Annotated in this window: 21 protein-coding genes and 1 pseudogene; 3 read left to right on the top strand and 19 right to left on the bottom strand. The window is 53.4% G+C overall.

The genetic code is table 11. The annotated features are described in order from the left end of the window. The 19 genes and pseudogenes from gmd to mtnA form a co-directional block, all read right to left on the bottom strand. Positions 1-1125: pseudogene (gene gmd, locus G9Q84_RS13940) on the bottom strand (GDP-mannose 4,6-dehydratase). Positions 1126-1155: 30 nt separating this feature from the next. Continuing rightward, a complete protein-coding gene (locus G9Q84_RS13935) occupies positions 1156-2115 on the bottom strand; it encodes a GDP-mannose 4,6-dehydratase (protein ID WP_095184200.1) in 960 nt (319 codons plus the stop codon). Between the two features lie 4 nt (positions 2116-2119). Further along, entirely contained in the window at positions 2120-3223 is a 1104-nt protein-coding gene (locus G9Q84_RS13930) for a glycosyltransferase family 4 protein (RefSeq protein ID WP_122680141.1), read from the bottom strand. A 114-nt stretch (positions 3224-3337) separates the two neighbouring features. Beyond that, positions 3338-4837, bottom strand: a complete 1500-nt coding sequence (locus G9Q84_RS13925; protein WP_181643554.1) for an oligosaccharide flippase family protein — start codon at positions 4835-4837, stop codon at positions 3338-3340. Positions 4838-5265: 428 nt separating this feature from the next. Further along, positions 5266-6237: an NAD-dependent epimerase/dehydratase family protein gene (locus tag G9Q84_RS13920; protein ID WP_181643553.1), complete on the bottom strand. Its 972-nt coding sequence runs from the start codon at positions 6235-6237 to the stop codon at positions 5266-5268. After that, positions 6230-7285, bottom strand: coding sequence for a glycosyltransferase family 4 protein (locus tag G9Q84_RS13915; protein WP_122752679.1), 1056 nt, complete (start codon positions 7283-7285; stop codon positions 6230-6232). The genes G9Q84_RS13920 and G9Q84_RS13915 overlap by 8 nt, the downstream gene beginning before the upstream one ends. Continuing rightward, the gene (locus G9Q84_RS13910) at positions 7282-8091 is read right to left on the bottom strand and encodes a glycosyltransferase family 2 protein (protein WP_122752678.1); all 810 of its coding nucleotides are present in this window, start codon (positions 8089-8091) and stop codon (positions 7282-7284) included. The genes G9Q84_RS13915 and G9Q84_RS13910 overlap by 4 nt, the downstream gene beginning before the upstream one ends. Positions 8092-8106: 15 nt before the next feature. After that, complete coding sequence (locus tag G9Q84_RS13905; RefSeq protein WP_181643552.1) at positions 8107-9162, bottom strand: hypothetical protein; 1056 nt, start codon at positions 9160-9162, stop codon at positions 8107-8109. Between the two features lie 819 nt (positions 9163-9981). Continuing rightward, the gene (locus G9Q84_RS13900) at positions 9982-10227 is read right to left on the bottom strand and encodes a lipopolysaccharide assembly protein LapA domain-containing protein (RefSeq protein WP_095184193.1); all 246 of its coding nucleotides are present in this window, start codon (positions 10225-10227) and stop codon (positions 9982-9984) included. A gap of 32 nt (positions 10228-10259) precedes the next feature. Further along, positions 10260-10556 carry an integration host factor subunit beta gene (gene ihfB / locus G9Q84_RS13895; protein ID WP_032888918.1) on the bottom strand — a complete coding sequence of 99 codons (297 nt, stop codon included), beginning with the start codon at positions 10554-10556 and terminating at the stop codon, positions 10260-10262. Between the two features lie 132 nt (positions 10557-10688). Beyond that, on the bottom strand, positions 10689-10973 hold the full coding sequence (locus G9Q84_RS13890; protein WP_032888916.1) for a hypothetical protein: 285 nt from the start codon (positions 10971-10973) through the stop codon (positions 10689-10691). A 146-nt stretch (positions 10974-11119) separates the two neighbouring features. After that, positions 11120-12805, bottom strand: a complete 1686-nt coding sequence (gene rpsA, locus G9Q84_RS13885) for a 30S ribosomal protein S1 (RefSeq protein ID WP_027604177.1) — start codon at positions 12803-12805, stop codon at positions 11120-11122. A 120-nt stretch (positions 12806-12925) separates the two neighbouring features. Continuing rightward, positions 12926-13615: a (d)CMP kinase gene (gene cmk, locus G9Q84_RS13880; RefSeq protein WP_003172653.1), complete on the bottom strand. Its 690-nt coding sequence runs from the start codon at positions 13613-13615 to the stop codon at positions 12926-12928. Then, positions 13612-15822, bottom strand: coding sequence for a bifunctional prephenate dehydrogenase/3-phosphoshikimate 1-carboxyvinyltransferase (locus G9Q84_RS13875; RefSeq protein ID WP_242461439.1), 2211 nt, complete (start codon positions 15820-15822; stop codon positions 13612-13614). The genes cmk and G9Q84_RS13875 overlap by 4 nt, the downstream gene beginning before the upstream one ends. A 28-nt stretch (positions 15823-15850) precedes the next feature. Continuing rightward, positions 15851-16963, bottom strand: coding sequence for a histidinol-phosphate transaminase (hisC, locus tag G9Q84_RS13870; RefSeq protein ID WP_032888914.1), 1113 nt, complete (start codon positions 16961-16963; stop codon positions 15851-15853). A 9-nt stretch (positions 16964-16972) separates the two neighbouring features. Continuing rightward, positions 16973-18067, bottom strand: a complete 1095-nt coding sequence (gene pheA, locus G9Q84_RS13865; RefSeq protein WP_003172650.1) for a prephenate dehydratase — start codon at positions 18065-18067, stop codon at positions 16973-16975. Continuing rightward, positions 18067-19152 (bottom strand): 3-phosphoserine/phosphohydroxythreonine transaminase, encoded by a 1086-nt coding sequence (gene serC, locus G9Q84_RS13860; RefSeq protein ID WP_095184191.1) that lies wholly within the window; start codon positions 19150-19152, stop codon positions 18067-18069. Before serC ends, pheA begins: the two co-directional genes overlap by 1 nt. A gap of 110 nt (positions 19153-19262) precedes the next feature. After that, positions 19263-21923: a DNA gyrase subunit A gene (gyrA, locus tag G9Q84_RS13855; RefSeq protein WP_095184190.1), complete on the bottom strand. Its 2661-nt coding sequence runs from the start codon at positions 21921-21923 to the stop codon at positions 19263-19265. A gap of 423 nt (positions 21924-22346) precedes the next feature. Continuing rightward, positions 22347-23417: an S-methyl-5-thioribose-1-phosphate isomerase gene (gene mtnA, locus G9Q84_RS13850; protein ID WP_099601430.1), complete on the bottom strand. Its 1071-nt coding sequence runs from the start codon at positions 23415-23417 to the stop codon at positions 22347-22349. A gap of 109 nt (positions 23418-23526) precedes the next feature. Between mtnA and G9Q84_RS13845 the strand changes: the two genes are divergently transcribed. The 3 genes from G9Q84_RS13845 (at position 23527) to mupP (ending at position 26297) form a co-directional block, all read left to right on the top strand. After that, entirely contained in the window at positions 23527-24858 is a 1332-nt protein-coding gene (locus G9Q84_RS13845; protein WP_099601429.1) for a TRZ/ATZ family hydrolase, read from the top strand. Positions 24859-24922: 64 nt separating this feature from the next. Then, the gene (gene ubiG / locus G9Q84_RS13840) at positions 24923-25621 is read left to right on the top strand and encodes a bifunctional 2-polyprenyl-6-hydroxyphenol methylase/3-demethylubiquinol 3-O-methyltransferase UbiG (RefSeq protein ID WP_017734479.1); all 699 of its coding nucleotides are present in this window, start codon (positions 24923-24925) and stop codon (positions 25619-25621) included. Positions 25622-25625: 4 nt separating this feature from the next. After that, the gene (mupP, locus tag G9Q84_RS13835; protein ID WP_032888903.1) at positions 25626-26297 is read left to right on the top strand and encodes an N-acetylmuramic acid 6-phosphate phosphatase MupP; all 672 of its coding nucleotides are present in this window, start codon (positions 25626-25628) and stop codon (positions 26295-26297) included. Positions 26298-26379: the final 82 nt, after the last annotated feature.

The following is a 26379-nucleotide window of genomic DNA, read 5'->3' as shown; positions in this document are numbered from 1 at the left end:
TTAATTCTCCAACGACACCGGCAAATCGTAACCATGATTCTTCAGCAGCGCGTGACGCTGGGCGACTTTCAAGTCTTCGCGAACCATTTCAGCACACATCTCCTGGGCGGTAATTTCTGGCACCCAACCCAGCTTTGTTTTCGCTTTGGTAGGGTCGCCAAGCAGCGTTTCAACTTCAGCAGGGCGGAAATAGCGCGGGTCGACACTAACCAGTACATCACCGACTTTCAGCGCAGGTGCCTTGTCGCCAACAATAGATTCCACGATGCCCCGCTCATCTACGCCAGTGCCCTCAAAACGCAAGGTCAGTCCCAGTTCAGCGGCAGACCAGCGAATGAACTCACGCACCGAGTACTGAACGCCGGTTGCGATAACAAAATCTTCAGGAACATCTTGCTGCAGCATCATCCATTGCATACGAACATAGTCTTTCGCGTGACCCCAATCGCGAAGCGCATCCATGTTGCCCATGTAGAGACACTGCTCAAGTCCCTGAGCAATATTTGCCAAACCACGAGTGATTTTACGGGTCACGAAAGTCTCACCACGTCGTGGTGACTCGTGATTGAAAAGAATCCCGTTACATGCGTGCATGCCATAGGCTTCGCGGTAATTAACCACGATCCAGTAGGCATAAAGTTTGGCAACGGCGTACGGCGACCGTGGATAAAAAGGGGTGGTTTCCTTTTGTGGGGTCTCTTGTACCAAGCCATAGAGTTCAGAGGTTGAGGCTTGGTAGAAACGGGTTTTTTTCTCAAGCCCAAGCAAACGAATGGCCTCAAGAATTCGCAGCGTACCCATCGCATCGACATCAGCAGTGTATTCCGGCGACTCAAAGCTCACAGCCACATGTGACTGTGCCCCCAGATTGTAAACCTCGTCGGGCTGAACTTCCTGAATAATACGAGTCAGGTTCGACGAGTCAGTAAGGTCCCCGTAATGCAAGATAAAACGCTGATTATCAACATGCGGATCCTGATAGATATGATCAACACGCTGCGTATTGAAGGACGATGCGCGTCATTTGATGCCGTGAACTTCATAGCCTTTTTCCAGCAAAAGTTCAGCCAAGTACGAGCCATCTTGGCCAGTGATCCCAGTAATTAACGCTTTTTTCAGGGTCATATCTACGTCCTAAAATTCTTAGATTTACTATTAAATCGCATTTAACATGCTGGTAATGACATCAGGCATCGTCGACTGGGCTTTCCACCCCAAGACCTGCTCGGCCTTAGCGGGGCAAGCTCGACTGACCAATAGATCAGTAGGCCTGAAAAATTCAGTGGATTGATCGACATAAGCCTTCCAATCGAGGCCCAACTGTGTAAACGCCTCAGCAACAAAGGTTTCAAGCGTATGGGTTTGACCCGTGGCTATCACAAAATCGCTCGGCTCATCACACTGCAGCATCCTCCACATCGCATCGACATACTCTGAGGCGGCCCCCCAATCTCGAGCGATATCCAGGCGTCCAAGAGTTAATCGCTCATCAGAGCCAGCAGCAATTCGTTTCGCTGTCGTTACAATTTTTTGTGTTACAAATCTAGAGGGGCGCAATGGAGATTCGTGATTAAACAAGATCCCTGTACAGGCGAAGAGATTATAAGCTTCACGATAGTTATCGACCAACCAGAACGCCGAAGACTTAGCCACTGCATAAGGGCTACGAGGGTGGAACGCCATCCCCTCAGCGGCGGGCTCACCGTTGGTATCCCCAAAACACTCACTTGATCCTGCTTGATAAAAGCGAATCGGACGCTCTGTCATCCGGCAGGCCTCAAGCATATTGAGCGTACCCAAGGTAATACTCTGGATCGTTTCAGCGGGCTGCTCAAAAGACAAACCAACCGACGACTGCCCCGCCAGATAATAGACTTCATCAGGCTGACTGCGCTTAAGAGCCATGAAAACGCTTCGAAAGTCTTCAGGCACCATCGACAGCAGTTTCACCCGAGGAAAGATATCCAGTCGCTTGAGGTTGACGAATGAAGATCCCTGCGCATCCCGAGAAGTACCCCAGACGGTATAGCCCTTGCTAAGCAACAGCCTCGCGAGATAAGCACCATCCTGGCCGCTCACACCGCAAATCAGGGCGGTTTTTTCTGAGTATTCCAAAGTATTACCTTTGTAATGAATTATAGATCGATAGTGTTTCCTGGCCACACCGCTGCCATGAGAAATGGTTTAAGCGCTCAAGACCGAGCCCCACCAACCTCGCAACTTCGCTGTCAGAGTAAACCACTCTCTCTATCGCCACAGCCATTTCGTCATCATTACCGGGGTCAAAAAAAGCCCCCGCATTGCCGATGATCTCAGGCATGGAACTGGTGCTGCTGCTGACAACAGGACAAGAGTGCGCCATTGCCTCTAAAGGTGGAAGACCGAAGCCCTCATAAACAGAAGGATAAACAAAGGCCTTTGCACCCTCATAGAGCTCCCCCAGCAACGCATCATCACCGCCGATCTGCCGCACCTGACCCGCACTAAAACCAAGACTTTGCATCAACGCCTGTTCGTCTTGAGAAAACTCTCCGCCGCCAAAAGCGACAATATCAAAATCGGACTTTAATCGCTTGGAGCGTGCTACGGCACGGAGCAATCCGGCGAAATTTTTGTAAGCGTAGCGTGCGCCGACATAAAGCAAATAGGGCCTGGATAAATTACAATATTTTTTTCCGGTAACTTTTTTAAATTGCTCAAAGCCTAAATGAACGACTGACAACTTACTCTCGGGGACTGCAAACAACCGCATAAGGTCCTGACGTGTGCTTTCCGAAATGCAAATAACGTGGTCAGCACGCTCGACAGCCTGCTGCTTGAGCGCGGTCGTTTTATCTTGAGATGAAAAGCTTTCGGGATACAATTCATGGATCATATCGTAAACCGTTAGTACGACCGGGCACTTCTCCGAGATAAAACTTGGGCGGCGACTGTAATAGGTCTCATGCACTATCTGAGGCTGCCAACGACTCATTTCCGACCGCCCTTTAAGGCGGTTGTAAGCGAGTATCAGCCGAGCCGTATGAGGCGGGTACTTTTCCATCCAGCGGCCACGAACAATTCCATCGGGTAACTCCTTCAGATAGGCATTGCGATGAAGAGGTGAGAAAATACCCACATCATTACCCGCGCTAACCATCTGCTCGGCGATACGAGCAAAATAACGAGAGATCCCCCCATAATTTTGCAATGAGAATATTTGGTGATCGAACGCAACTCGCATATGTCTGTTCCCGAAAGAAAACAAAGCCCAATCTGTTTAAAATCGAGCTTGCATTGCATTAAATTTCGAACGACTACTTATCAAAGTAAGCCTATCATTTATGTAAAATCTATATCACACCGCATTTCGCCACGTTATCTTTCGAATATCAACACTAAAAACAAACAAACGAAGTGCCACTGCAATATAAGTTATCCCTAGCGACAACAACATCACAACGGGATTATCGATAGCTAGCAGATCAAAAACGCTTTTAAAAAAATAGAGTAGCGAAACCGAAATAACAAACGGAATAAAAATGGCGTCTATGTACCAGGTCTTCGCAGGTTTAATATTTAACTTCTTAAAGACAATCGGAGGACAGAAGGTAAAAAAACCGATATTCAATAATAGCCAAGGCCAAGCACTGCCCGCCAACCCATAAGAGGCAGCCAAATAATACGTTAATGGAACCACAAGAACGGCAGCTATAAAGTTTTGCCAGACGCTGAAACGCGTCCATCCGTGAGCTAATTGCAATGCATAAGGCATATTCATGAATGAATGAATCATGGTGCCGAGAACCAGTATCATCAAGGGCTCACTCGCCGCAGCGGCGATATGTTGATCCTGCGTCCATAACGTAAGAACCTGATGACTGTAAAATGCAATCCATACAGAAAACGGTATTACCAACATCGACAGTATTTGACTCGCCCTAATATAATAGCCAAATGCCTCTACGGCATTACCAGAAGCAACAGATGCCACTATCTTCGGGTAATAAGCATTGAAAACTGGAGATATAAGCCTGAAAGCGATCGTACCCAGCGTCCAAGCGAGCATGTAATAACCAAAATCTGTTAATGACAACGTCTTTGACAAAACTATCTTATCCGCTTGCATCAGTAGAAACGCAAGTGCATTCGTCGCCCCTACTCCCACTGCAAAACCTCGAAGGCGGCGAAGCGTATCAAGAGAGAAAGAAATAGAATCCGTCCAGCCTGCCAACTCGCGAATGAGTTGAATACGCAAAATAAAAACAGTCAAAAGATTTATTACGCACTGCCAAATAAAAAACCATTCAACCGTTGGAGAAACCAGCCACAAGACCAACACCGTTCCACCCGAACGGAAAGTCGCAAAGATGGAAGTTGCAATATTTAATTCAACCTGCTTTTGAAGACCTGTAAGAGCACCATAGTAAAATGCTATAGGAAACTGAAGAACAAGCGCCCCACCCATTACTCTTAACGATTGAGTCACAGAATCCAGCTTATCAGGACTTATATCCAACCAATAATTGGAAATCAGCGGCGCTAACAATATCACCACCGCACCAGCAGTGAGTGCAATACCCCAAAAAACCCACTCAACACTTCTCAACAATAGAATAACTTTTTTCTTTTCCAGCGACGAAGCCGATTCATAAACAGAGGCCTCTTTAGTTGCCACAGCACCAAATCCGCCATCAAGCATCGACATAGCAGAAGATAGAATTACGAAAAAGCCTATTAACCCGTAACCCTCAATACCAATAAACTTAAGATACAAGGGTACGAAACAGATACCCATAAGAGCAGCCCAACCCTGCCCCAAAAAATTTGCCGCTACATTTTTAAGAACGCTATTCATGCGGCATAACCCTTTAACACATAAATCTTACTTCAAAAAAACTCATCCTAGAAACCATTCGATTATATTTACTGATAAATAATGGCTCTAGAAATACAATTATATAGTCAACGCTGGCTCTGAAAGCCTCTACCCATGAACGCTTACAAGAAGCTACTAGGTCCGACAGCGGGATTCAAGACCGCCACGAACAAATCTTCAGCAACACCAATAACTTTAGCATGATCTTGACACACTGAAAAGTCTTGAGAAATTACAGAATTTGAAATTCAAGGGCTCTCCGGCGCAAGCACAGTAAAGTTTCGTTATTCGACGATCAAACCAGCCCATACTCAGGCGCTGGATAAAGACGCTATAAACATTCAGAAAACCAAAAACATGAACGAATCTTAGAACGTAACCCAACGCAATATCGGCCAGCTAAGTTATTAATTGGCCGAGGAATTCTTTAGCCATGACAGCGTCTTTTTAATACCTTCCTGCTTATCCACAACAGGATAAGAATTTGACTTCTCGGCTGGAGAACAATCGACGACATTATCAGTTGTCATATTCTTCAGACGAAAACTAGTAAACGGAAATCTCAATCCTACTGAGTTACAAACATCACCAATCAACGCCAAGAAATAGAAAAAAAACATCGGTGCTTTAACTGGACGTCTAACGCCTGCAAGCGATGCGATACTCAAACTCCATCCATCTACATTCAAAGGCTTTGCATCACCTATGTAATAATATTCGACCGCATTATTTGGCTGCTGAGAAATTGAAATCATCTGATTCACACAGTTTTCGACATATCCATACGTCTTTGTACTCGATTTTTTGCCAATTCTAATATATCGACCAGCAAGTACTATATCAAAGAAGTTACGGTACGGTTCTCCGAACCAAGGCCCCCAAATAGATGTAGGCCTTACAATAGAACATCTAGGCATGCGATCAATCCATCTCTTAACAATGCACTCCCCCTGGACCTTACTCTCCCCATAAACTGTAGTTGGGGAAACATCCTCTATTGACGATGGTATGTGACCTGCTTTACAAACCAACATACTGGAAGCGAAGACTGCATGCTTAACGTAGTCCACCGAAGACAGTACCGAGCACAAGTTCTCGACACCTACAATGTTTTCGGGATAATCGTCCAAACTTTTGCCCCGGAGATCTGTACGTGCTGCGAGGTGAAAGACATAATCCGGCTTAAACGAATCAAAAGCCTCTCTGACACTATCCACATCACAAATATCGCAGCAGAGATGAACATCAAGATTATTTAAATTTCTAGGCTGAGCCACATCCAAGCTTAGAACCTTATATTCTAATATCTTTAACCGACACACCAGGTTAGTCCCTATAAAACCGGACCCACCTGTAACCAGAACTTTGACATTAGTCACGCGTTAGCTCCTCATAAACTTCAAGATAGTTCGATGCCATTGTAAAAGAACTATATTTTTCACAAGCAACACTCAGAACAACCGAGCCTTTTGACTCTTCGGCCAAACTTTGCACAACCGCAGCATTAAGACCGACAATATCATCTAGTTTAAAAAAAGAAACCGCATCTTCATCAAAAAGCTCGCGAAAGATTGGAATATCAGAGCACACTATTTTCTTTGAGTGGAGAGCCGCTTCAATCAGAGCAAGCCCAAAGCCTTCAGAACGAGAAGGCATCGCAAATATATCAAAAAAAACATTGCACTGATGTGCATAGGGAATTGAAGAAATAAAAACACAGCGACTATCGACGCCTAGAGAAACACTAAGATCCTGTAAGATATTTTTCTCTGGACCGTCACCAATAACCACAAGCCCCAGCCTGGTATTAAGAGCCAACAATCTCACTAACTGATCGACACCTTTTGTTGCGGTGAGCACACAGTACGTACCTAACAAAAAATCAACCTTGCTTTTCAGATTATTTATCTCAGCGGCACACCAATCTTCGATCAATTCATAATTAACAACGATATCCCTGCCATTGTAAACCCTGGAGAGTTTTTTATTATATGAAAACTTGGAGTAATACTGCATAGAATGGTCACTTAACACGACAAGGCGGTCATGCCTCGTCCAGCACACATTCCAAACGAAACTAAACACAACAGAAACAAGTTTATTGTAATGAAAATAAAGCTCCTTCTCTACGTAATTATGCAGCGTACTCACATAGCGAACACTCGAAAAGAATGATTTATTTTTAAATACAAATGCATCAGCCCTCAAGAGATGGGAATGAACTATGTCATAACCCGAAAAATCAAATTTTTTATAAAAACTCACTCGCTCGAATCTTGCGCCTTCCAAAAAACCTATATCGACACGCTCGTCAAAATAAAGAACGGTGACATCGTGCCCACGACGAAGCATCTGCTCGCACAATTGCAAGGCTACTAGAATAGGGGCCTTATTGACGATTGCAGGAACCACATAGCAGATTTTCATTTCTTCACAATCCCACCATAAATGGACAGCAGTTTCATTACTCCACGATCACCCAAAACACAGCTCATCAAAAAAATAACCAACCGTTTTATGAAAATTCCGTCAACTAGATACAACGGAGTTAATGCCAACTCTTTTCGAAGCCTAAAATTTTCACGAATGATCGACATCATCAAGCTTGGCTTATTACTGAGCCCTCCCACTCGGTGGGACACGATAGAGAAAGGATAGAACCCTGCATCGCTACCGACGAGAGCGCGTAAAATAAAATGATAGTCACCTATTACCTTATAATTCTCATTAAACCCGCCGATTTTCTCAAACAAGGATACATGATGAAAACAACCAGGATGACGAATGGTCATCCTCTTGGATAAATCATTTTTTGCCTCACTCCAAGGAACTCCAACCTCATCAATCAAGCCGCCAGATTGATCGACGAGTATATTTCTACCGTAAACCAACCTCAAATCCTGCCGATCCGCGGCGTCAAGATATTCAAGCACGGAGGATAACGCGGACGGAGAGCTGAAATAGTCATCACTGCCCATAAACACTATCCATTCAGCACTCACCTGCTTCAATGCTTTATTCCAGGCGCAATATACTCCAGAGTCTTTTTCGCTGGAGAATCGGACGAAGTTATATTCACTTAAAATCGCCAGCGTATCGTCAGTGCTACCGCCATCCTGAACATACAAATCCACATCTTTAAAATCTTGCGCCTGAATGCTATCTAAACATTCGCGCAGCGTACGCCCACTATTAAACGTAGCAATAACAATCCCGATTTTAGCCTTAGCCATTACTAGCCGCCTCAATTAATGTGTGTCGATTGCGCCTGAAGCCTTACCTCGTAACGCAACGGCTTGACAGTACGCCCGATCATAAAAACCATTTATTATAATAAAAAATACAAAATGGTATTTATAAAAATACATAACATTTCCAAACGAGCCGACTACGACAAACGCTATTAAAAAAGCCCTCGCCACCGAATCTTTGTTTCTCAGATAGCTGTAAAGAATCAACGCCAGAAAAAAAATAACGCCTAGGACCCCAGTCTCTAGCGCGGCACTTAATAAAAAATTATGCGCAGGATAATTTATCCCAGAGGAAGCGAATATTACTTGGCGCTCTGTACCAATCCCATATCCATGTGGATTACTAATAAATGCTTGCAATGCCGTGCTATACAGGGCTTCTCGTGTCGAATCAAATTTAGCAAGATTTAAGCCATAGCCCGCTATTAAGCCACTAACTGCCAAACACACAAAAAACAAATACGACATCTTTAATTTCGAAAAACAAAAAAAGACGAGAGCTATTAAAATGGCAAGCAGGTCTCCCTTGGACAAAAGCATTATCGAAGGCAACAGCATAAAAGCAGAGAGTAAAACATATACTTTATTTCTAGTCACCTGGAATTTTAACAAGTTAAGATAGATCGACAACAGCAAAATCGTACCGACGGTATTTATATGCACACTTAAAAAAGTGGTTTTTCCATTAAAAAAGTCTTTGTAGTACTGCTGATTATCCAACAGCAGATCAAAAGAATAGTCGAGTATAAAAATGAGATAGAAGACTATACATAAAGCGAAGACTGGCCCCCAACTGGCAATACCGTCAAGCATCTTCACTCTTTCACCGTCAGACATCATTGACACAACAACAATGATTAATACGATCTGAAGCAGGCGAAAATAAACCTGATAATTAATAACAAGACCGCTATCCAATATAGCCAGAGCACCATAAGCTAAGTATAGAAATATAAGACCACAATATACCAGCGGTCTAACCGCTATGCCTCGAGTACAAAATAAAATAACAAAAATGAATACAAGCAAAATCTCATCAAACTTATAGTTCACACTACCAACGCTTAAAATCTTCAACGGGAAGACAATTAAGACACCGAGTATATAACATAAGTATTTCACACAGACCTGCCGTGGATCGGTAAGTACGTAATTGTATGAATTTCGCTCATCGTTGAGTGAGTCAATAGCACTCCAGTGTAGTACTCAGCTATTACTTTCATAATCCATTCGCAGACAGCAGTGGCCCACCTACTCATAAAATCTGAATTAACTAGCCTTGTTCCTATCATATAGTTCTCAACTTACTGACTCTGGCAGGCTTTTCATGATATTGAGCACACCAGGTCATAGCACTGGGTCTTGAAGATTCGATGCTGAGCGCTCGTCATTGCCATGCCCTGCCACTCAGCCCCACTCACTGACGCAACAGCGAGAGAACAGGCGCCCGTGAGTGACCTCAAGGAGCAGGGCTTCAATTTTGACAACCAGCCAGTTCAGCCAGCAGCAGTGATTCATTCGTTACCAGAGAAATGCCAACCCGATAAAATTGAAAACTGTGCAGATCAATAACTGGACTCAGCTCCGATTACTCTGAGAAGGCCAATTATTATAGTGCAAAACCTTTTATTCAACACAGAGCAACTACATTCGCAAAAGTTCTGAACTTACTGTAAGAATTATCTGAGCAGCTATAGCGAAAATTACGGCAGTGCACCGTACGCAAATGGGAACAGGGAGAGGCTAGAGCGCGTAAATTTGAGGATGACGGGCCCATTCAAACCAATTAACAACCCGCTACTTCCAGATGGCTTAAGCTCAGGATCAGCTAAGATGCCAGCCACATACCGAAGGACACTCCGCGTCCCCCCCTCATAAGTGCTTGGCCGTACCAAGGTCACGCGGCGCAGCGCTTCGCTTAAACAGGCCTAAGAATGGACCGATTAACATGCCGATAATCAACGCAAATACAACAAACACGGCTACTGGGGCCTCACCGGTAGACCAACCAAAGAATGAGAGCACAACAGCCTGCTGATTTTCCAAAACAAACCCAACGACTGCAAAGGTAATGACCATTAAGACCACACCTAAAAGAATCCGTAATATTCTAGCCATAGCGTTCGCCTCCATAACAATAGATAGCCGAGTCAGACGCCGTCTTCCTCGTCTTCATTCACCCTATCCCTCAACTCCTTGCCCGGCTTGAAGTGAGGCACGAATTTCCCATCAAGGCTGACTGACTGGCCCGTCTTTGGATTACGACCTACACGAGGCGCACGATAGTGCAGCGAAAAGCTCCCGAACCCACGAATCTCAATACGATCCCCAGTGGCCAGGCACTGAGACATTTGCTCAAGCATGGTCTTGATAGCCAACTCAACATCTTTGGATGAGAGCAGCCCTTGGTGGGTGACAATTCGTTCGATCAACTCCGACTTCGTCATATTTTTCCCTTCTTTTTCAAGCAGCTAGGAAAAGCGCTTCGAAGGTTTTAGCATGACTTGATGAATTTGAACAGCCCATGTTTCAACTTATCTCCTGGCTGAATAAACATAAGTATCGAACAAGTAACGCGCCTAATTGCAGATCACAAGCATCGTGCGGGTGACAGCTCCAGCCGGGTTCAAGCCGAAAAAATAGTCGCCCTCTTCGTCCTTGGCGTCGCTTGACCGGGTGATGACCTTGTAGCCCTGCATCTTGCATTCGCGAGCGGCGCGCTGTTCGCACTTATCCCAATGATTACCAAGGCCAGAGCAATCGACCTCGATGCCGCTGACACCGCGCCTGGCGTGAGTTTTAGCGCTAGTGACAGAGCAGCCGACTAGCATTACCAATGCGAGCATCACGACAAGCTTGTTCATTGATATCCTTATTCCGGGCGAGCTTTTTTCAAGGCTATAGTGACTCTGACACTGAGCCGCGCGCCTTGGTTCTCGTTTGTTAAATCAACAAATTCCAGGCACAAAAAAGGGCGACCGAAGTCGCCCTTTTTATAGCGTTACAGAACTTAGTTCTGTTTAGCCATTGCTTCGCGCAGCAGGGAGGCCATAGTGGTCTCGCCGGTTGCAGCTTCCGGAGCCGATTTCAGGCTCTGGATTGCTTCTTTCTCTTCCACTTCATCTTTCGACTTGATGGAGAGTTGGATCACGCGGCTCTTGCGATCAACGCTGATGATCTTGGCTTCTACTTCCTGGCCTTCTTTCAGAACGTTGCGCGCGTCTTCAACGCGGTCACGGCTGATTTCGGAGGCTTTCAGAGTCGCTTCGATATCGTCGGCCAGAACGATGATTGCGCCTTTGGCGTCAACTTCTTTCACAGTGCCTTTAACGATTGCGCCTTTGTCGTTCTCTTGAACGTACTCGGAGAACGGATCGCTTTCCAGTTGCTTGATACCCAGGGAGATACGCTCACGCTCTGGGTCAACCGACAGGATAACGGTGTCCAGCTCGTCGCCCTTCTTGAAACGACGAACAGCTTCTTCGCCAACTTCGTTCCAGGAGATGTCGGACAGGTGAACCAGGCCGTCGATGCCGCCGTCCAGACCAATGAAGATACCGAAATCGGTGATCGACTTGATGGTGCCGGAGATTTTATCGCCCTTGTTGAACTGGCCAGAGAAATCTTCCCATGGGTTAGATTTGCACTGCTTGATGCCCAGGGAGATACGACGACGCTCTTCGTCGATGTCCAGAACCATAACTTCCACTTCGTCGCCGACTTGTACGACTTTCGAAGGATGGATGTTCTTGTTGGTCCAGTCCATTTCGGAAACGTGTACCAGGCCTTCCACGCCTTCTTCCAGCTCAGCGAAGCAGCCGTAGTCGGTCAGGTTGGTAACACGCGCGGTAACGCGAGTGCTTTCTGGGTAGCGAGCTTTGATAGCAACCCATGGATCTTCGCCCAGCTGCTTCAAGCCCAGGGAAACGCGGTTACGCTCACGATCGTACTTCAGAACCTTTACATCGATCTCGTCGCCAACGTTGACGATTTCGGAAGGATGCTTGATACGCTTCCAAGCCATATCGGTAATGTGCAGCAGGCCATCGACGCCACCCAGATCGACGAATGCGCCGTAATCGGTGAGGTTTTTGACGATACCTTTGACTTGTTGGCCTTCCTGCAGGGATTCCAGCAGAGCTTCACGCTCGGCGGAGTTCTCTGCTTCCAGAACGCTGCGACGGGAAACGACAACGTTGTTGCGTTTCTGGTCGAGTTTGATGACCTTGAATTCGAGTTCTTTGCCTTCCAGGTGCGTGGTGTCGCGCACAGGACGAACGTCGACCAAAGAACCTGGCAGGAACGCACGGATGCCGTTAACGTCGACAGTGAAGCCGCCTTTAACCTTACCGTTGATAACGCCCTTGACCACTTCTTCAGCTGCGAAGGCTGCTTCGAGAACAATCCAGCATTCAGCGCGCTTGGCTTTTTCACGGGACAGCTTGGTTTCACCGAAACCGTCTTCAACCGAGTCCAGAGCAACGTGAACTTCGTCACCGACATTGATTGTCAGATCGCCAGCATCGTTGTAGAACTGTTCCAGCGGGATCAGAGCTTCAGACTTCAGACCAGCGTGAACGGTTACCCAGCGAGCTTGGTAATCGATATCAACGATAACACCGGTGATGATGGAGCCTGCCTGAAGGTTCAGGGTTTTTAGGCTTTCTTCAAAGAGTTCCGCAAAGCTTTCGCTCATTTTAATTCCTGTTGATAAGGGCGAAGAATACGCCCATCTCCACACCCCAGACGGCGTGGGTCAGTTTCAGTTAAAAGAAGCCACCGCAGGACTATGACTGGTCCCCTGCGGCCTTCTTGATCACCCGGCGATATCGCGAATGGCGATTTCACTCAAGATGCGTTCCAGCACCTGCTCGATGGACAACTCCGTGGAATCCAACTGTATGGCATCAGCCGCCGGCTTTAGCGGGGCTACTGCACGCTGGGTATCACGCTCATCGCGTGCACGGATCTCATCTAGCAGACTCGACAGACTAACACCATCGACTTTGCCCTTCAACTGCAAGTAGCGGCGGCGAGCTCGTTCCTCGGCGCTGGCCGTCAGGAAAATCTTCAGCGGTGCCTCGGGAAACACTACGGTACCCATGTCGCGACCATCGGCCACAAGGCCCGGCGGCTCCTGAAAAGCCCGCTGACGCTGCAGCAACGCGTCACGCACAGCTGGGAGCGCGGCAACCTGGGATGCCCAGGAACCGACTTGCTCGTTGCGCAAATCATCCGTCACATCATCCCCTTCCAGGATGATGCGCTGGGGATGACCTTCCGTCGCACCGACGAACTGCACATCTAGGTGCGCCGCCAGCAGCTTCAGGGACTCTTCATTGGTCAGGTCTACGCCATGGTTGCGTGCGGCAAACGCCAGCAACCGGTACAGCGCGCCGGAATCCAGCAGACACCAACCCAGGCGCTTGGCCAGGATGCCGGCGATGGTGCCTTTGCCCGAGCCGCTTGGCCCGTCGATGGTAATCACCGGTGCTTTGATATTCACAATTGAGCCTCTTGGGCAACACGGATGCCGACTTGGGCACACAGTGTAAGAAAATTCGGAAAGGACGTAGCAACATTGGCGCAGTCGCGGATACGGATCGGCGCAGTCGCCCGCAGGGACGCTACGCTGAACGCCATGGCAATCCGGTGATCACCATGGGCATGGACTTCACCACCGCCCATCAGGCCACCGTCAATGATAATCCCATCAGGGGTAGCTTCACACTTCACGCCTAGCGTGAGCAGACCGTCGGCCATCACCTGGATACGGTCGGACTCCTTCACGCGCAACTCCTGAGCCCCACGCAAAACGGTCCGACCTTCAGCGCAGGCCGCCGCAATAAACAACACCGGAAACTCATCAATGGCCAACGGCACGAGCGCTTCTGGGATCTCGATCCCCTTCAGAACGGCAGCACGCACACGCAGGTCTGCGACAGGTTCTCCACCGACTTCGCGCTGGTGCTCCAGACTGATATCTGCCCCCATCAGCCGCAGGATATCAATCACCCCGGTACGGGTAGGGTTGATGCCGACATGTTCCAGCAATAACTCGGAACCCTCGGCAATCGACGCAGCCACCATAAAAAACGCCGCCGAGGAAATATCCCCCGGCACCTCAATACGGGTAGCAGTCAGCGTATGACCCGACTCAACCGCTGCGGTAGCACCCTGCACCCTCACGGGATAGCCAAAACCTCGCAACATGCGCTCGGTATGATCGCGCGTAGGTGCTGGCTCGGTCACTGCGGTCTTGCCTTTGGCGTATAGCCCGGCCAGCAACAAACAGGATTTGACCTGGGCGCTGGCCATCGGCAACACATAGTCCAAACCTTTGAGCGACTGCCCACCACGAATGGTCAGCGGTGGACGTCCTTGCGGCCCGGTTTCGATCACTGCGCCCATCTCCCGCAGCGGCTTGGCCACGCGGCTCATTGGGCGCTTGGACAACGACGCATCGCCAGTCAACACGCTGTCAAAGCTTTGCGCTGCCAGCAAGCCGGACAACAGCCGCATGGACGTGCCCGAGTTCCCCAGGTAAATCGGCCCCGGCGCCGGCTTCAAGCCATTCAAGCCCACGCCATGAATGGTCACGCGCCCATGGTGCGGACCTTCAATGACCACTCCCATGTCACGAAACGCCTGCAAGGTCGCCAGAGCATCTTCGCCCTCAAGGAAGCCTTCGACCTCGGTCACGCCGTCGGCCAATGAGCCCAACATGATTGACCGATGAGAAATCGACTTATCGCCCGGCACACGGATGCGCCCGCTCAGGCGGCCACCCGGGTTGGCGACAAAGGTCAACTCGTCGGCGTTCACAGCGGTTTCCACATAGGCCCGGCGCGCCAGGATCTTGCTGAAATGCTCACGCGCCACCCGCGCACGGGTGAACACGCCCAACAATTGATGACCATCACCCGCATCCACTGCATCGCGCAGGGCGTCGAGATCACTGCGGAAAGTGTCCAGAGTACGCAACACCGCTTCGCGATTGGCGAGAAAGATGTCGTGCCACATCACCGGGTCGCTGCCGGCAATTCGCGTGAAATCGCGGAAACCACCGGCTGCGTAGCGGAAAATATCCAAGTTCTCATTGCGCTTGGCCAAAGAGTCCACCAGACCAAATGCCAGCAAATGCGGTAAATGACTGGTTGCCGCTAGCACTTCGTCATGGCGCTCGACTTGCATATGCTCGACGTCCGCCCCCAACTCACGCCACAGACGATCCACCACCGCCAACGCAGCGGGATCGGTTTGCTCCGACGGCGTCAGGATCACTTTATGCCGACGGAACAACTGCGCATTGGACGCCTCCACCCCGCTCTGCTCGGAACCTGCAATCGGGTGGCCCGGTACGAAGCGCGCGGGCATCCCGCCAAATGCAAGTTGCGCCGCGCGCACCACATTGCCTTTGGCACTGCCGACATCCGTGAGAATCGCCTGCCCCAAGTCCATACCCGCCAACAACGCCAGCAACTTCTCCATGGCCAGGATCGGTACCGCTAGCTGGATCACATCCGCGCCATGACACGCGAGCGCCAAGTCCGCTTCACAGCGGTCCACCACGCCCAGCTCAACCGCTAGCTTGCGCGATTGAGGGTCCAGGTCGACGCCGACCACTTCACCGCATAGCCCACTTTCACGCAGGCCTTTGGCGAAGGAGCCGCCGATCAACCCCAGGCCGACCACCACCAGGCGACCGATCATAGGCACAGCAGGTTGCAATGCAGTGACATCAACCACGAGCCAGAACCTTGGCCAGCGCTTCCAGGAAGCGGCTGTTTTCAGCCGGCAAGCCGATGGTGATGCGCAGGTGGTTGGGCATGCCGTAGTTAGCCACCGGACGCACGATCACACCTTCGCGCAACAGACCCTGGAAAACAGGCGCGGCCACTTGGCCGAGGTCGACGCAAATAAAGTTGCCCTTGGACGGAATCCAGCCCAGGCCCAACTCACGCAAGCCTTCCTGCAACTGCAGCATGCCGTTTTCGTTGATGCGCCGACCTTCTTCCAGGTACTCGGCATCCTTCACCGCCGCACAAGCCGCCGCCAAGGCGAGGCTGTTGACGTTGAACGGTTGGCGTACTCGGTTCAGCACGTCAGCTACCACCGCCGTGGACAGACCATAGCCAACCCGCAGCGAAGCAAGGCCGTAAGCCTTGGAGAAAGTGCGCGACACCAGCAGGTTCGGATACGCCGCCAGGAAATCCAGGCCGTCCGGCAGGTCGCTGCCTTCTGCGTATTCGATGTAGGCCTCGTCCAGCACGACCAGCACGTGCTCGGGCACATCCTGCAGGAATTCGTTGAGCGCCTGCTCATCGAACCAGGTACCCGTCGGGTTATTCGGATTGGCGATGAACACGACGCGGGTCTGGGCGTCGATTGCTGCCAGCATCGCTGGCAAGTCATGCCCCCAATCCTTGGCAGGAATCACGCGCGCATCAGCACCGACGGCTTGAGTGACAATCGGGTAAACCGCGAACGCATGTTCACTGAACACCGCATTCAGGCCTGGCGCCAAGTAAGCGCGACCGACCAGCTCAAGGATGTCATTGGAGCCGTTACCCAGGGTCACTTGGTTCAGATCGACCCGGCACTTTTCCGCCAACAACGACTTCAGGGCGAAGCCGTTGCCATCCGGGTAACGGGTCAGCTCGGCCAGTTCCTCACGAATCGCCGCCAGCACTTTGGGGCTAGGGCCCAGCGGGTTCTCGTTGCTCGCCAGCTTGACGATCTTCGACGGATCCAGGTTCAACTCACGCGCCAGCTCGTCCACAGGCTTGCCCGGAACGTAAGGCGACAGTTGTTGCACGCCCGGCTGAGCCAGGGCGAGGAAGTTGCCACTCATGTTAACGCCTCACAAAACCGCTTTCGGGTAAGAGCCCAGCACCTTGAGCGCCACGGCCTCTTGACTGATTTTCTCCAGCACACCTTTGACCAGCGGGTCGCGGTGATGGCCGATGAAATCGATAAAGAACACGTACGTCCATTTACCGCTGCGCGAAGGACGAGTCTCGATGCGCGTCAGGTCAATCCCGTTGTCGTGAAACGGCACCAGCAGTTCATGCAGCGCGCCAGGCTTGTTGCTCATCGAGACGATGATCGAAGTCTTGTCGTCGCCGGTCGGCGGCACTTCCTGGCTGCCGATCATCAGGAAGCGCGTGGAGTTGTCCGGACGGTCCTCGATTTTTTCGGCTAGACGCGTCAAGCCATAAAGACCTGCGGCCATATCACCGGCAATCGCCGCCGAGTTCCACTCACCTTTGACACGCTTGGCCGCTTCGGCGTTGCTGGATACCGCCACGCGCTCGACATTCGGGTAGTGGGCATCCAGCCACTTTCGGCACTGGGCCAGGGACTGGGCGTGGGAATAGATGCGGCTGATGCTGTCGGTCTTGGTGTTCTCGCCCACCAGCAGGTGATGGTGGATACGCAGCTCGACTTCGCCGCAGATCACCATGTCGTGCTCAAGGAAGCTGTCCAGGGTGTGGTTGACCGCGCCTTCAGTGGAGTTTTCCACTGGCACCACGCCAAAATTCACCGCACCGGCCGCCACTTCACGGAACACTTCGTCGATGGCCGCCATCGGCTTGCTGATCACAGCGTGGCCGAAGTGCTTCATGGCCGCCGCCTGGGTAAACGTACCCTCAGGACCGAGATAAGCAACCTTCAGCGGCTGCTCAAGCGCCAGGCACGACGACATGATTTCACGGAACAACCGCGCCATCTCTTCGTTGCCCAGCGGCCCCTTGTTACGCTCCATCACGCGTTTGAGCACCTGAGCTTCACGCTCGGGGCGGTAGAACACCGGCACTTCGCCTTCAGCGAGGGACGCCATCTTCACCCGTGCCACTTCCTGGGCGCACCGCGCACGTTCACTGATCAGCTCCAGGACTTTCTCATCCAGGCTGTCAATGCGTACACGCAGGGCCTTGAGCTCTTGTTCAGACATTAGCCGTGTTCCTTTTCGAACTCTGCCATGTAGGCAACCAGCGCATTGATCGCGTGGATGTCGACAGCGTTATAGATGGAGGCGCGCATGCCACCCACCGAACGGTGGCCCTTGAGGTTCAACAGGCCGCGCGCGTCGGCACCGGCCAGGAATGGTTTGTCCAGACGGTCGTCAGCCAGGCGGAACGGCACGTTCATCCACGAGCGGTCGCTTGGATTGATGGGGTTGCTATACAGGCCGCTGGCGTCAATGAAGTCGTACAGGGTGCGCTTCTTCTCTTCGTTGAGCTTGCCCATGGCGGCGACACCGCCCTGCTCTTTCAGCCACTCGAATACCAGGCCGGACAGGTACCAGGAGAACGCCGGCGGGGTGTTGTACATCGATCCGTTGTCGGCTGCGACCTTGTAGTTGAGCATGGTCGGGCACAGCGAACGGGCGCGGCCCAGCAGGTCTTCACGAACGATGTTAACCAGGATGCCACTTGGACCGATGTTCTTCTGCGCGCCGGCATAGATCATGCCGTACTTGGACACATCGATAGGCCGCGAGAGGATGTCCGAGGACATGTCGCACACCAGCGGAACGTCGCCGACTTCCGGCACCCAGTCGAACTCCAGGCCGCCAATGGTTTCGTTCGCGACGTAGTGCACGTAGGCCGCATCCTTCGACAGCTTCCATTCGTTCTGACCTGGGATGGCGAAGTAGTCGTAGGGCTTGGCGGTGCCGGCAACGTTGACGTGACCGTAGCGCGAGGCCTCTTCAATAGCCTTCTGCCCCCAGATACCGGTGTCGATGTAGTCGGCAGTGCCGTCTTCCGGCAGCAGGTTCAGCGGGATCTGGGCGAACTGCTGGCTCGCGCCACCCTGCAGGAACAGCACTTTGTAATTGGATGGAATGTCCAGCAAGTCGCGCAGATCCTGCTCGGCCTTGGTAGCAATGGATACGAACTCATCGCTGCGATGGCTCATTTCCATCACGGAGAGGCCTTTTCCATGCCAGTCGAGGAGTTCACCCTGCGCACGCTGCAGGACTGCTTCAGGAAGCGCCGCGGGACCGGCACAGAAGTTATAGGCTCTCTTGCTCACATCCAATCTCACTCTGATCTGGTGGGGTGGTGCAATAAATCGGGATTTCAATATTTCACAAGGGACAAACAACAAGGGGGCGAATCTTCATCCGCCCCCTTTGTGTCCGCTTATTCCTGCGGTTCTTCTTCGTCTGCGGCAGCATCGAGGGTTGGCTCGTCGACGATATCATCGCCACTCGCCATGACCTCACCTGCGAACTCGGCATCGGCCTCGTCCAGCTCTTCGCCTTCAACTTCCGATGGTTCCTGGACACGTTCCAGGCCTACCAGTGTCTCGTCGCTGGCCAGCTTGATAAGCGTCACGCCTTGGGTGTTGCGACCCAGGCTCGACACTTCTGCCACACGGGTACGTACCAGGGTGCCCTGGTCGGAAATCAGCATGATCTCCTCGCCGTCGAGCACCTGTACCGCGCCGACCAGACGGCCGTTGCGATCGTTGCTGACCATGGCAATAACGCCCTGGCCACCACGTTTGTACTCCGGGAACTCGCCGATGGCCGTACGCTTGCCATAACCACGCGCAGAAGCGGTGAGGATTTGGCTGCCTTCTTCCGGGATCAGCATCGAAATCAGCTTCTGCCCTTCCGGCAGACGCATGCCGCGCACACCGCGGGCGGTACGGCCCATGGCGCGAACGTCGGATTCCTTGAAGCGCGTAACCTTGCCGCCGTCGGAGAACAGCATGACTTCACGCTCGCCGTCGGTGATGGCCGCGCTGATCAATACGTCGCCTTCGTCCAGTTCCAGGGCGATCAGGCCCACGCTGCGCTGGCGGCTGAAGGATTCGAGCGGGGTCTTCTTCACGGTGCCTTTGGCAGTTGCCATGAAGATGAAGTGACCTTCGGTGTATTCGTCTACCGGCAGCATGGTGGTGATGTATTCATCACTGTCCAGTGGCAGCAGGTTGACCAGCGGACGACCACGGGCGGCGCGGGACGCTTCCGGAATTTCGTAGGTTTTGAGCCAGTACACCTTGCCCTTGCTGGAGAACAGCAGCAGCGTGGTGTGGCTGTTGGCGACCAGCAGGTGAGCGATGTAGTCCTCATCCTTCACGCCAGTAGCCGATTTACCTTTACCGCCGCGACGCTGGGCCTGGTAAGCAGCCAATGGCTGGGTCTTGGCATAGCCGCCGTGGGAGATCGTAACCACGCGTTCTTCTTCCGGGATCATGTCACCCAGGGTCAGATCGAGACGGGCATCGAGGATTTCGGTGCGGCGCACGTCGCCGTATTCGGCGCGGATTACTTCCAGTTCTTCGCGGATCACTTCCATCAGGCGCACGGCGCTGTTGAGGATGCGGATCAACTCGCCGATCTGATTGAGAATTTCCTGGTACTCGGCCAGCAGCTTCTCGTGCTCAAGGCCGGTCAGACGGTGCAGACGCAGTTCGAGGATAGCCTGGGCCTGTTCCGGCGACAGGAAGTACTTGCCGTCACGCAGACCGTATTGCGGGTCCAGTGTCTCCGGGCGGCACGAGTCAGCACCGGCACGTTCAACCATCGCCACGACGGCGCTGGATTCCCACGGCATCTTGATCAGCGCTTCTTTCGCTTCCGATGGTGTCGGCGAGGCTTTGATCAAGGCGATAACCGGGTCGATGTTCGACAGCGCAACCGCCTGGCCTTCCAGAATGTGGCCACGCTCGCGGGCCTTGCGCAGTTCGAATACGGTGCGGCGGGTCACTACTTCGCGACGGTGACGCACGAAGGCTTCCAGCAGATCCTTGAGGTTCAGGATGCGCGGGCGGCCGTCGATCAGGGCAACCACGTTGATACCAAACACGCTTTGCAGCTGGGTCTGGGCATAGAGGTTGTTGAGGATCACCTCAGGCACTTCGCCACGACGCAGCTCGATCACTACGCGCATACCGTCTTTGTCGGATTCGTCGCGCAGCTCGGTGATGCCTTCGAGTTTCTTCTCTTTAACCAGCTCGGCGATCTTTTCGATCAGACGCGCCTTGTTCAACTGGTAAGGGAGCTCGGTGATGACGATTTGCTGACGGCCACCGACCTTGTCGATGTCTTCGATCATCGAGCGGGCGCGCATGTAAATGCGGCCACGGCCGGTGCGGTAGGCTTCGATGATGCCGGCGCGACCGTTGATGATCGCGGCGGTCGGGAAGTCCGGACCCGGGATGTACTGCATCAACTCATCGACGGTCAGCTCAGGGTTGTCGATGAGGGCCAGGCAACCGTCGATGACTTCACCGAGGTTGTGCGGCGGGATGTTGGTCGCCATGCCCACGGCGATACCGCTGGAACCGTTGACAAGCAGGTTGGGGATCCGGGTAGGCATGACAGCCGGGATCATTTCGGTGCCGTCGTAGTTCGGCACCCAGTCCACGGTTTCTTTGTGCAGGTCAGCCAGCAGCTCATGCGCCAGCTTGGTCATGCGCACTTCGGTGTATCGCATGGCAGCAGCGTTGTCGCCGTCGACGGAACCGAAGTTACCCTGGCCGTCTACCAGCAGGTAGCGCAGGGAAAACGGCTGGGCCATACGTACGATGGTGTCGTACACCGCAGTGTCGCCGTGAGGGTGATACTTACCGATCACGTCACCGACAACACGGGCAGATTTCTTGTACGGCTTGTTCCAGTCGTTACCCAGCTCGCTCATCGCGAACAGCACACGCCGGTGCACGGGCTTCAAGCCATCGCGCGCATCAGGCAGTGCCCGACCGACAATTACGCTCATCGCGTAGTCGAGGTAGGACTGTTTCAGCTCGTCTTCGATATTGACCGGGAGGATTTCTTTGGCCAGTTCGCCCATGAGAAGCCTGATTCCTTTTTCGGGTGAAACCTCGTCACATCCATATGGGACGAACGAAGCTCGCCGCTGCCGACAGAGTGCCTGACAACGACTTACGACAAATCAACGAGTTATGACACGGATCTGCACGTTATAGGCAACCCCTCGGGGCGGCCCTGGAAACCGCCGGATGTTATCACAATCGCCGCCACGCACCTATCCCCCTGATGCGCATGGAGACTAGTAATTTGACGGATGACAGGCTTGAGGGGGACGAGAGGGCCTCAGAGATGGGGTGGTGCTTTTTTTTGAGGGCGGATCCGAGGGTTTTATTGACTTTCAGGGCCAATCGGGGGCAAGCCCCCTCATACATTTTGACTGTGTTCGTCATTCAAGTGTGGGAGGGGCTTGCCCCCGGTAGCCATTTCACAGACACCGCAGCCCTCAATGCAGCCGCTTACGGCACATCAGCTTGGCCAATTTCGCCGTATCCGGCCGCTCAACCACGCCCTTCTCAGTCACAATCACATCAATCAAGTCGGCCGGAGTCACATCAAATACCGGGTTAAACGCATTAACCTCCAGGCGCTTCCCGTTGACCTCCAGCAGCTCACCCGGATCGCGCTCTTCCAACGCAACATCTTCGCCAGTGGCCATCATCAGATCCAAGGTCGAACTCGGCGCCACCACCATAAACCGCACGCCGTGATGCATGGCACACACGGCCAACTGGTACGTGCCGATCGTGCTGACCACATCTCCATTGGCCGCAATACAGTCAGCCCCGACGATCACCCAGGTCACGCCTTTGGTCTTGAGGATATGCGCGCCCGCCGAGTCGGCATTGACCGTGACAGGGATGCCCTCGCCCGCCAACTCCCAGGCCGTCAGCCGCGAACCTTGCAGCCAGGGCCGGGTTTCATTGGCATAGACGTGTTCAACCAAACCCTCCAAGAAGGCCGCACGCACAACCCCGAGGGCCGTGCCGACGCCGCCCGTCGCCAACGCGCCGGCATTGCCGTGGGTCAGGATCGCCTGGGCGTTGCCCTGGTGCTTGCGAATCCGCTCAACGCCCAACTGCGCCATCACAAGGTTGGCTTCGCGGTCACTTTCATGGATCGCGATGGCCTCTGCTTCCAGGACTGCCAGCGGATCGGCGTGCATCTTGATGCGATCCAGGCGATCGCGCATGCGCTTGAGGGCCCAGAACAGGTTCGACGCTGTGGGACGAGTATCGGCCAGCAGTGCGTAATCCTCCTCCCACGCAGCCTGCCAGTCTTCGCCCTCGGCCATACGATCACGGGCGGCCAGTACCAAGCCATAGGCCGCACTGATACCGATGGCCGGCGCACCACGCACCACCATGGCGCGAATGGCGGCAGCCACATCGTCGACCGTGGAGCAGGCCACCCAGTTTTCCTGGGACGGCAAGGCACGCTGATCGAGCAGATGCAGCGTGCCATCACGCCAATCGATGGCCTTCACTTTCTCCGCTGCCAACAGTCGGTCGCGCATCCCTTACTCCGCACTCATGAACAAAAGCCGCCGATTATAGCGATCCGCCAGCCAGGACGCTCGGGTATACTTCGCGCTTCTTTTATAGCTGCCCGGGAAGAAGCCTGCGATGACCTCCACTGCCGCCCCGCTCGACTTACTGCTACTGCCAACCTGGCTGGTACCTGTCGAACCTGCTGGCGTGGTGCTCAAGGAACATGGCGTGGGCATCCGCGATGGGCGCATTGCCTTTATCGGGCCGCGGGCCGCTGCCTTGAAGCTGTCAGCCACTGAGGTGCGCGAACTGCCAGGGATGCTGCTCAGCCCAGGCCTGATCAACGCCCACGGGCACGCGGCGATGAGCCTGTTTCGCGGCCTGGCCGATGACCTGCCCTTGATGACCTGGCTGGAAAAACACATCTGGCCCGCCGAAGCCAAGTGGGTCGATGAAGCCTTCGTGCGTGATGGCACCGACCTGGCCATCGCCGAGCAACTCAAGGGCGGCATCACTTGCTTCTCCGACATGTACTTCTACCCCAAGGTCGCCAGCGATTGCGTGCACAACAGCGGCATGCGTGCACAGATCGCGATTCCGATCCTCGACTTCCCGATTCCCGGCGCCAGCACCGCCGATGAGGCGATCCGCCAGGGCATCGAGCTGTTCGGCGACCTCAAGCACCACCCGCGCATCAAGATTACGTTCGGCCCCCACGCGCCCTATACCGTGTGCGATGCCAACCTTGAAAAGATTCGGGTGATCGCCGAAGAGCTGGACGCCGCGATCCATATGCACGTGCACGAAACCGCCTTCGAGGTGCAGCAAGCCGTCGAACAGACCGGCGAACGCCCGCTGGCACGCTTGGGCCGCCTCGGATTACTGGGGCCGCGCTTCCAGGCCGTTCATATGACTCAAATCAGCGAGGACGACCTGGCTTTGCTGGTAGAAAGCAACACCAGCGTTATCCATTGCCCGGAATCCAACCTTAAACTGGCCAGCGGCTTCTGCCCGGTGGAGCGTCTGTGGCAGGCTGGGGTCAATGTGGCCATCGGCACCGATGGCGCCGCCAGCAACAATGACCTGGACCTGTTGGGCGAAACCCGCACCGCTGCGATGCTGGCCAAGGCCGTCGCCGGCTCGGCCACCGCGCTGGACGCGCACCGTGCATTGCGTATGGCTACGCTCAACGGTGCGCGGGCCATGGGCCTGGAAAGCGAGATTGGCTCCCTGGAAGTGGGCAAGGCGGCGGATATGGTCGCCTTCGATCTCACAGGGCTGGCGCAACAACCGATCTACGATCCGGTCTCACAGCTTATATATGCCACCGGGCGCGATTGCGTGAAACACCTTTGGGTCGCCGGCAAGCAGTTGCTCGACGATCGGCAACTCACCCGCATGGATGAACAACAGTTGACCGCCACGGCCATTGCCTGGGGAAAACGCATCAGCGGGCACACCGAATAACGCTGGCTCTGAACCTGAGTGTTCAGGACCGACAAACCGATTTATCAGATTTAGAGGATTCACCATGAGCAACGTCGACCACGCAGAAATCGCCAAGTTTGAAGCCTTGGCCCACCGCTGGTGGGACCGCGAAAGCGAGTTCAAACCCCTCCACGACATCAACCCGCTGCGGGTCAACTGGATTGACGAACGCGTCAACCTGGCCGGCAAGAAGGTGCTGGACGTCGGCTGCGGCGGCGGCATCCTCAGCGAAGCCATGGCCCAGCGCGGCGCCACGGTGATGGGGATCGACATGGGTGAAGCGCCGCTGGCCGTGGCACAACTGCACCAGTTGGAGTCCGGCGTGAACGTGGAATACCGCCAGATCACAGCCGAAGACCTAGCTGAAGAGATGCCCGAGCAGTTCGACGTGGTCACCTGCCTTGAGATGCTTGAGCACGTACCGGATCCCTCCTCGGTGATCCGCGCCTGCTTCCGCATGGTCAAGCCCGGCGGCCAGGTGTTCTTCTCCACCATCAACCGCAACCCCAAGGCCTACCTGTTCGCGATCATTGGCGCCGAATACATCATGAAGCTGCTGCCGCGCGGCACCCATGACTTCAAGAAATTCATCCGCCCGTCCGAACTGGGCGCCTGGAGCCGCCAGGCTGGGCTGACCGTCAAGGACATCATCGGCCTGACCTACAACCCGCTGACCAAGCACTACAAACTGGCCAGCGACGTTGACGTCAACTACATGATCCAGACCCTGCGCGAGGAGTAAGCCTGTGAAGTTGCGAGCGGTTCTCTTCGATATGGACGGTACCTTGCTGGACACCGCGCCGGACTTCATCGCCATCTGCCAGGCCATGCGCGCCGACCGCGACCTGGCGCCGATCAACCCGCAGCATATTCGCGATGAAATTTCCGGCGGTGCGCGGGCGATGGTCGCCGTGACTTTCTCGATGGACCCGGAGTCACCGGGCTTTGAGGAACTGCGCCAGGAATTCCTGGAGCGCTACCTGAAGGACTGCGCGGTGCACAGCAAGCTGTTCGACGGCATGGCCGAGCTTCTGGAAGACATCGAGAAGGCCAAGCTGGTCTGGGGCGTCGTCACCAACAAGCCATTGCGCTTCGCCGAACCGATCATGCAGCAGTTGGGCCTGGCCGAGCGTTCGGCCCTGCTGATCTGCCCGGACCACGTGACAAACAGCAAGCCGGACCCGGAACCGATGATCCTGGCGTGCAAGATGCTCGGTCTGGACCCGGCCAGCGTGTTGTTCGTGGGCGATGACCTGCGCGACATCGAGTCCGGCCGCGATGCCGGCACGCGCACGGCGGCGGTCAGCTACGGCTATATCCACCCGGACGACAACCCACGCCACTGGGGCGCAGATGTAGTGGTGGATCACCCACTGGAACTGCGCAAGGTGCTGGATAACGCACTGTGCAGTTGCTAATGGCTCACCGGCCTTAGTGATTGATAAAGATCCAAATGTGGGAGGGGCGGTTCGACGATTCGACTTGCCCCCGATTGCAGTG

The sequence above is a fragment of the Pseudomonas sivasensis genome, assembly GCF_013778505.1.
Taxonomy (GTDB): domain Bacteria; phylum Pseudomonadota; class Gammaproteobacteria; order Pseudomonadales; family Pseudomonadaceae; genus Aquipseudomonas; species Aquipseudomonas sivasensis.
Note: the sequence above shows the minus strand (reverse complement) of the source record. Positions and strands in the feature narration are given on the sequence as shown.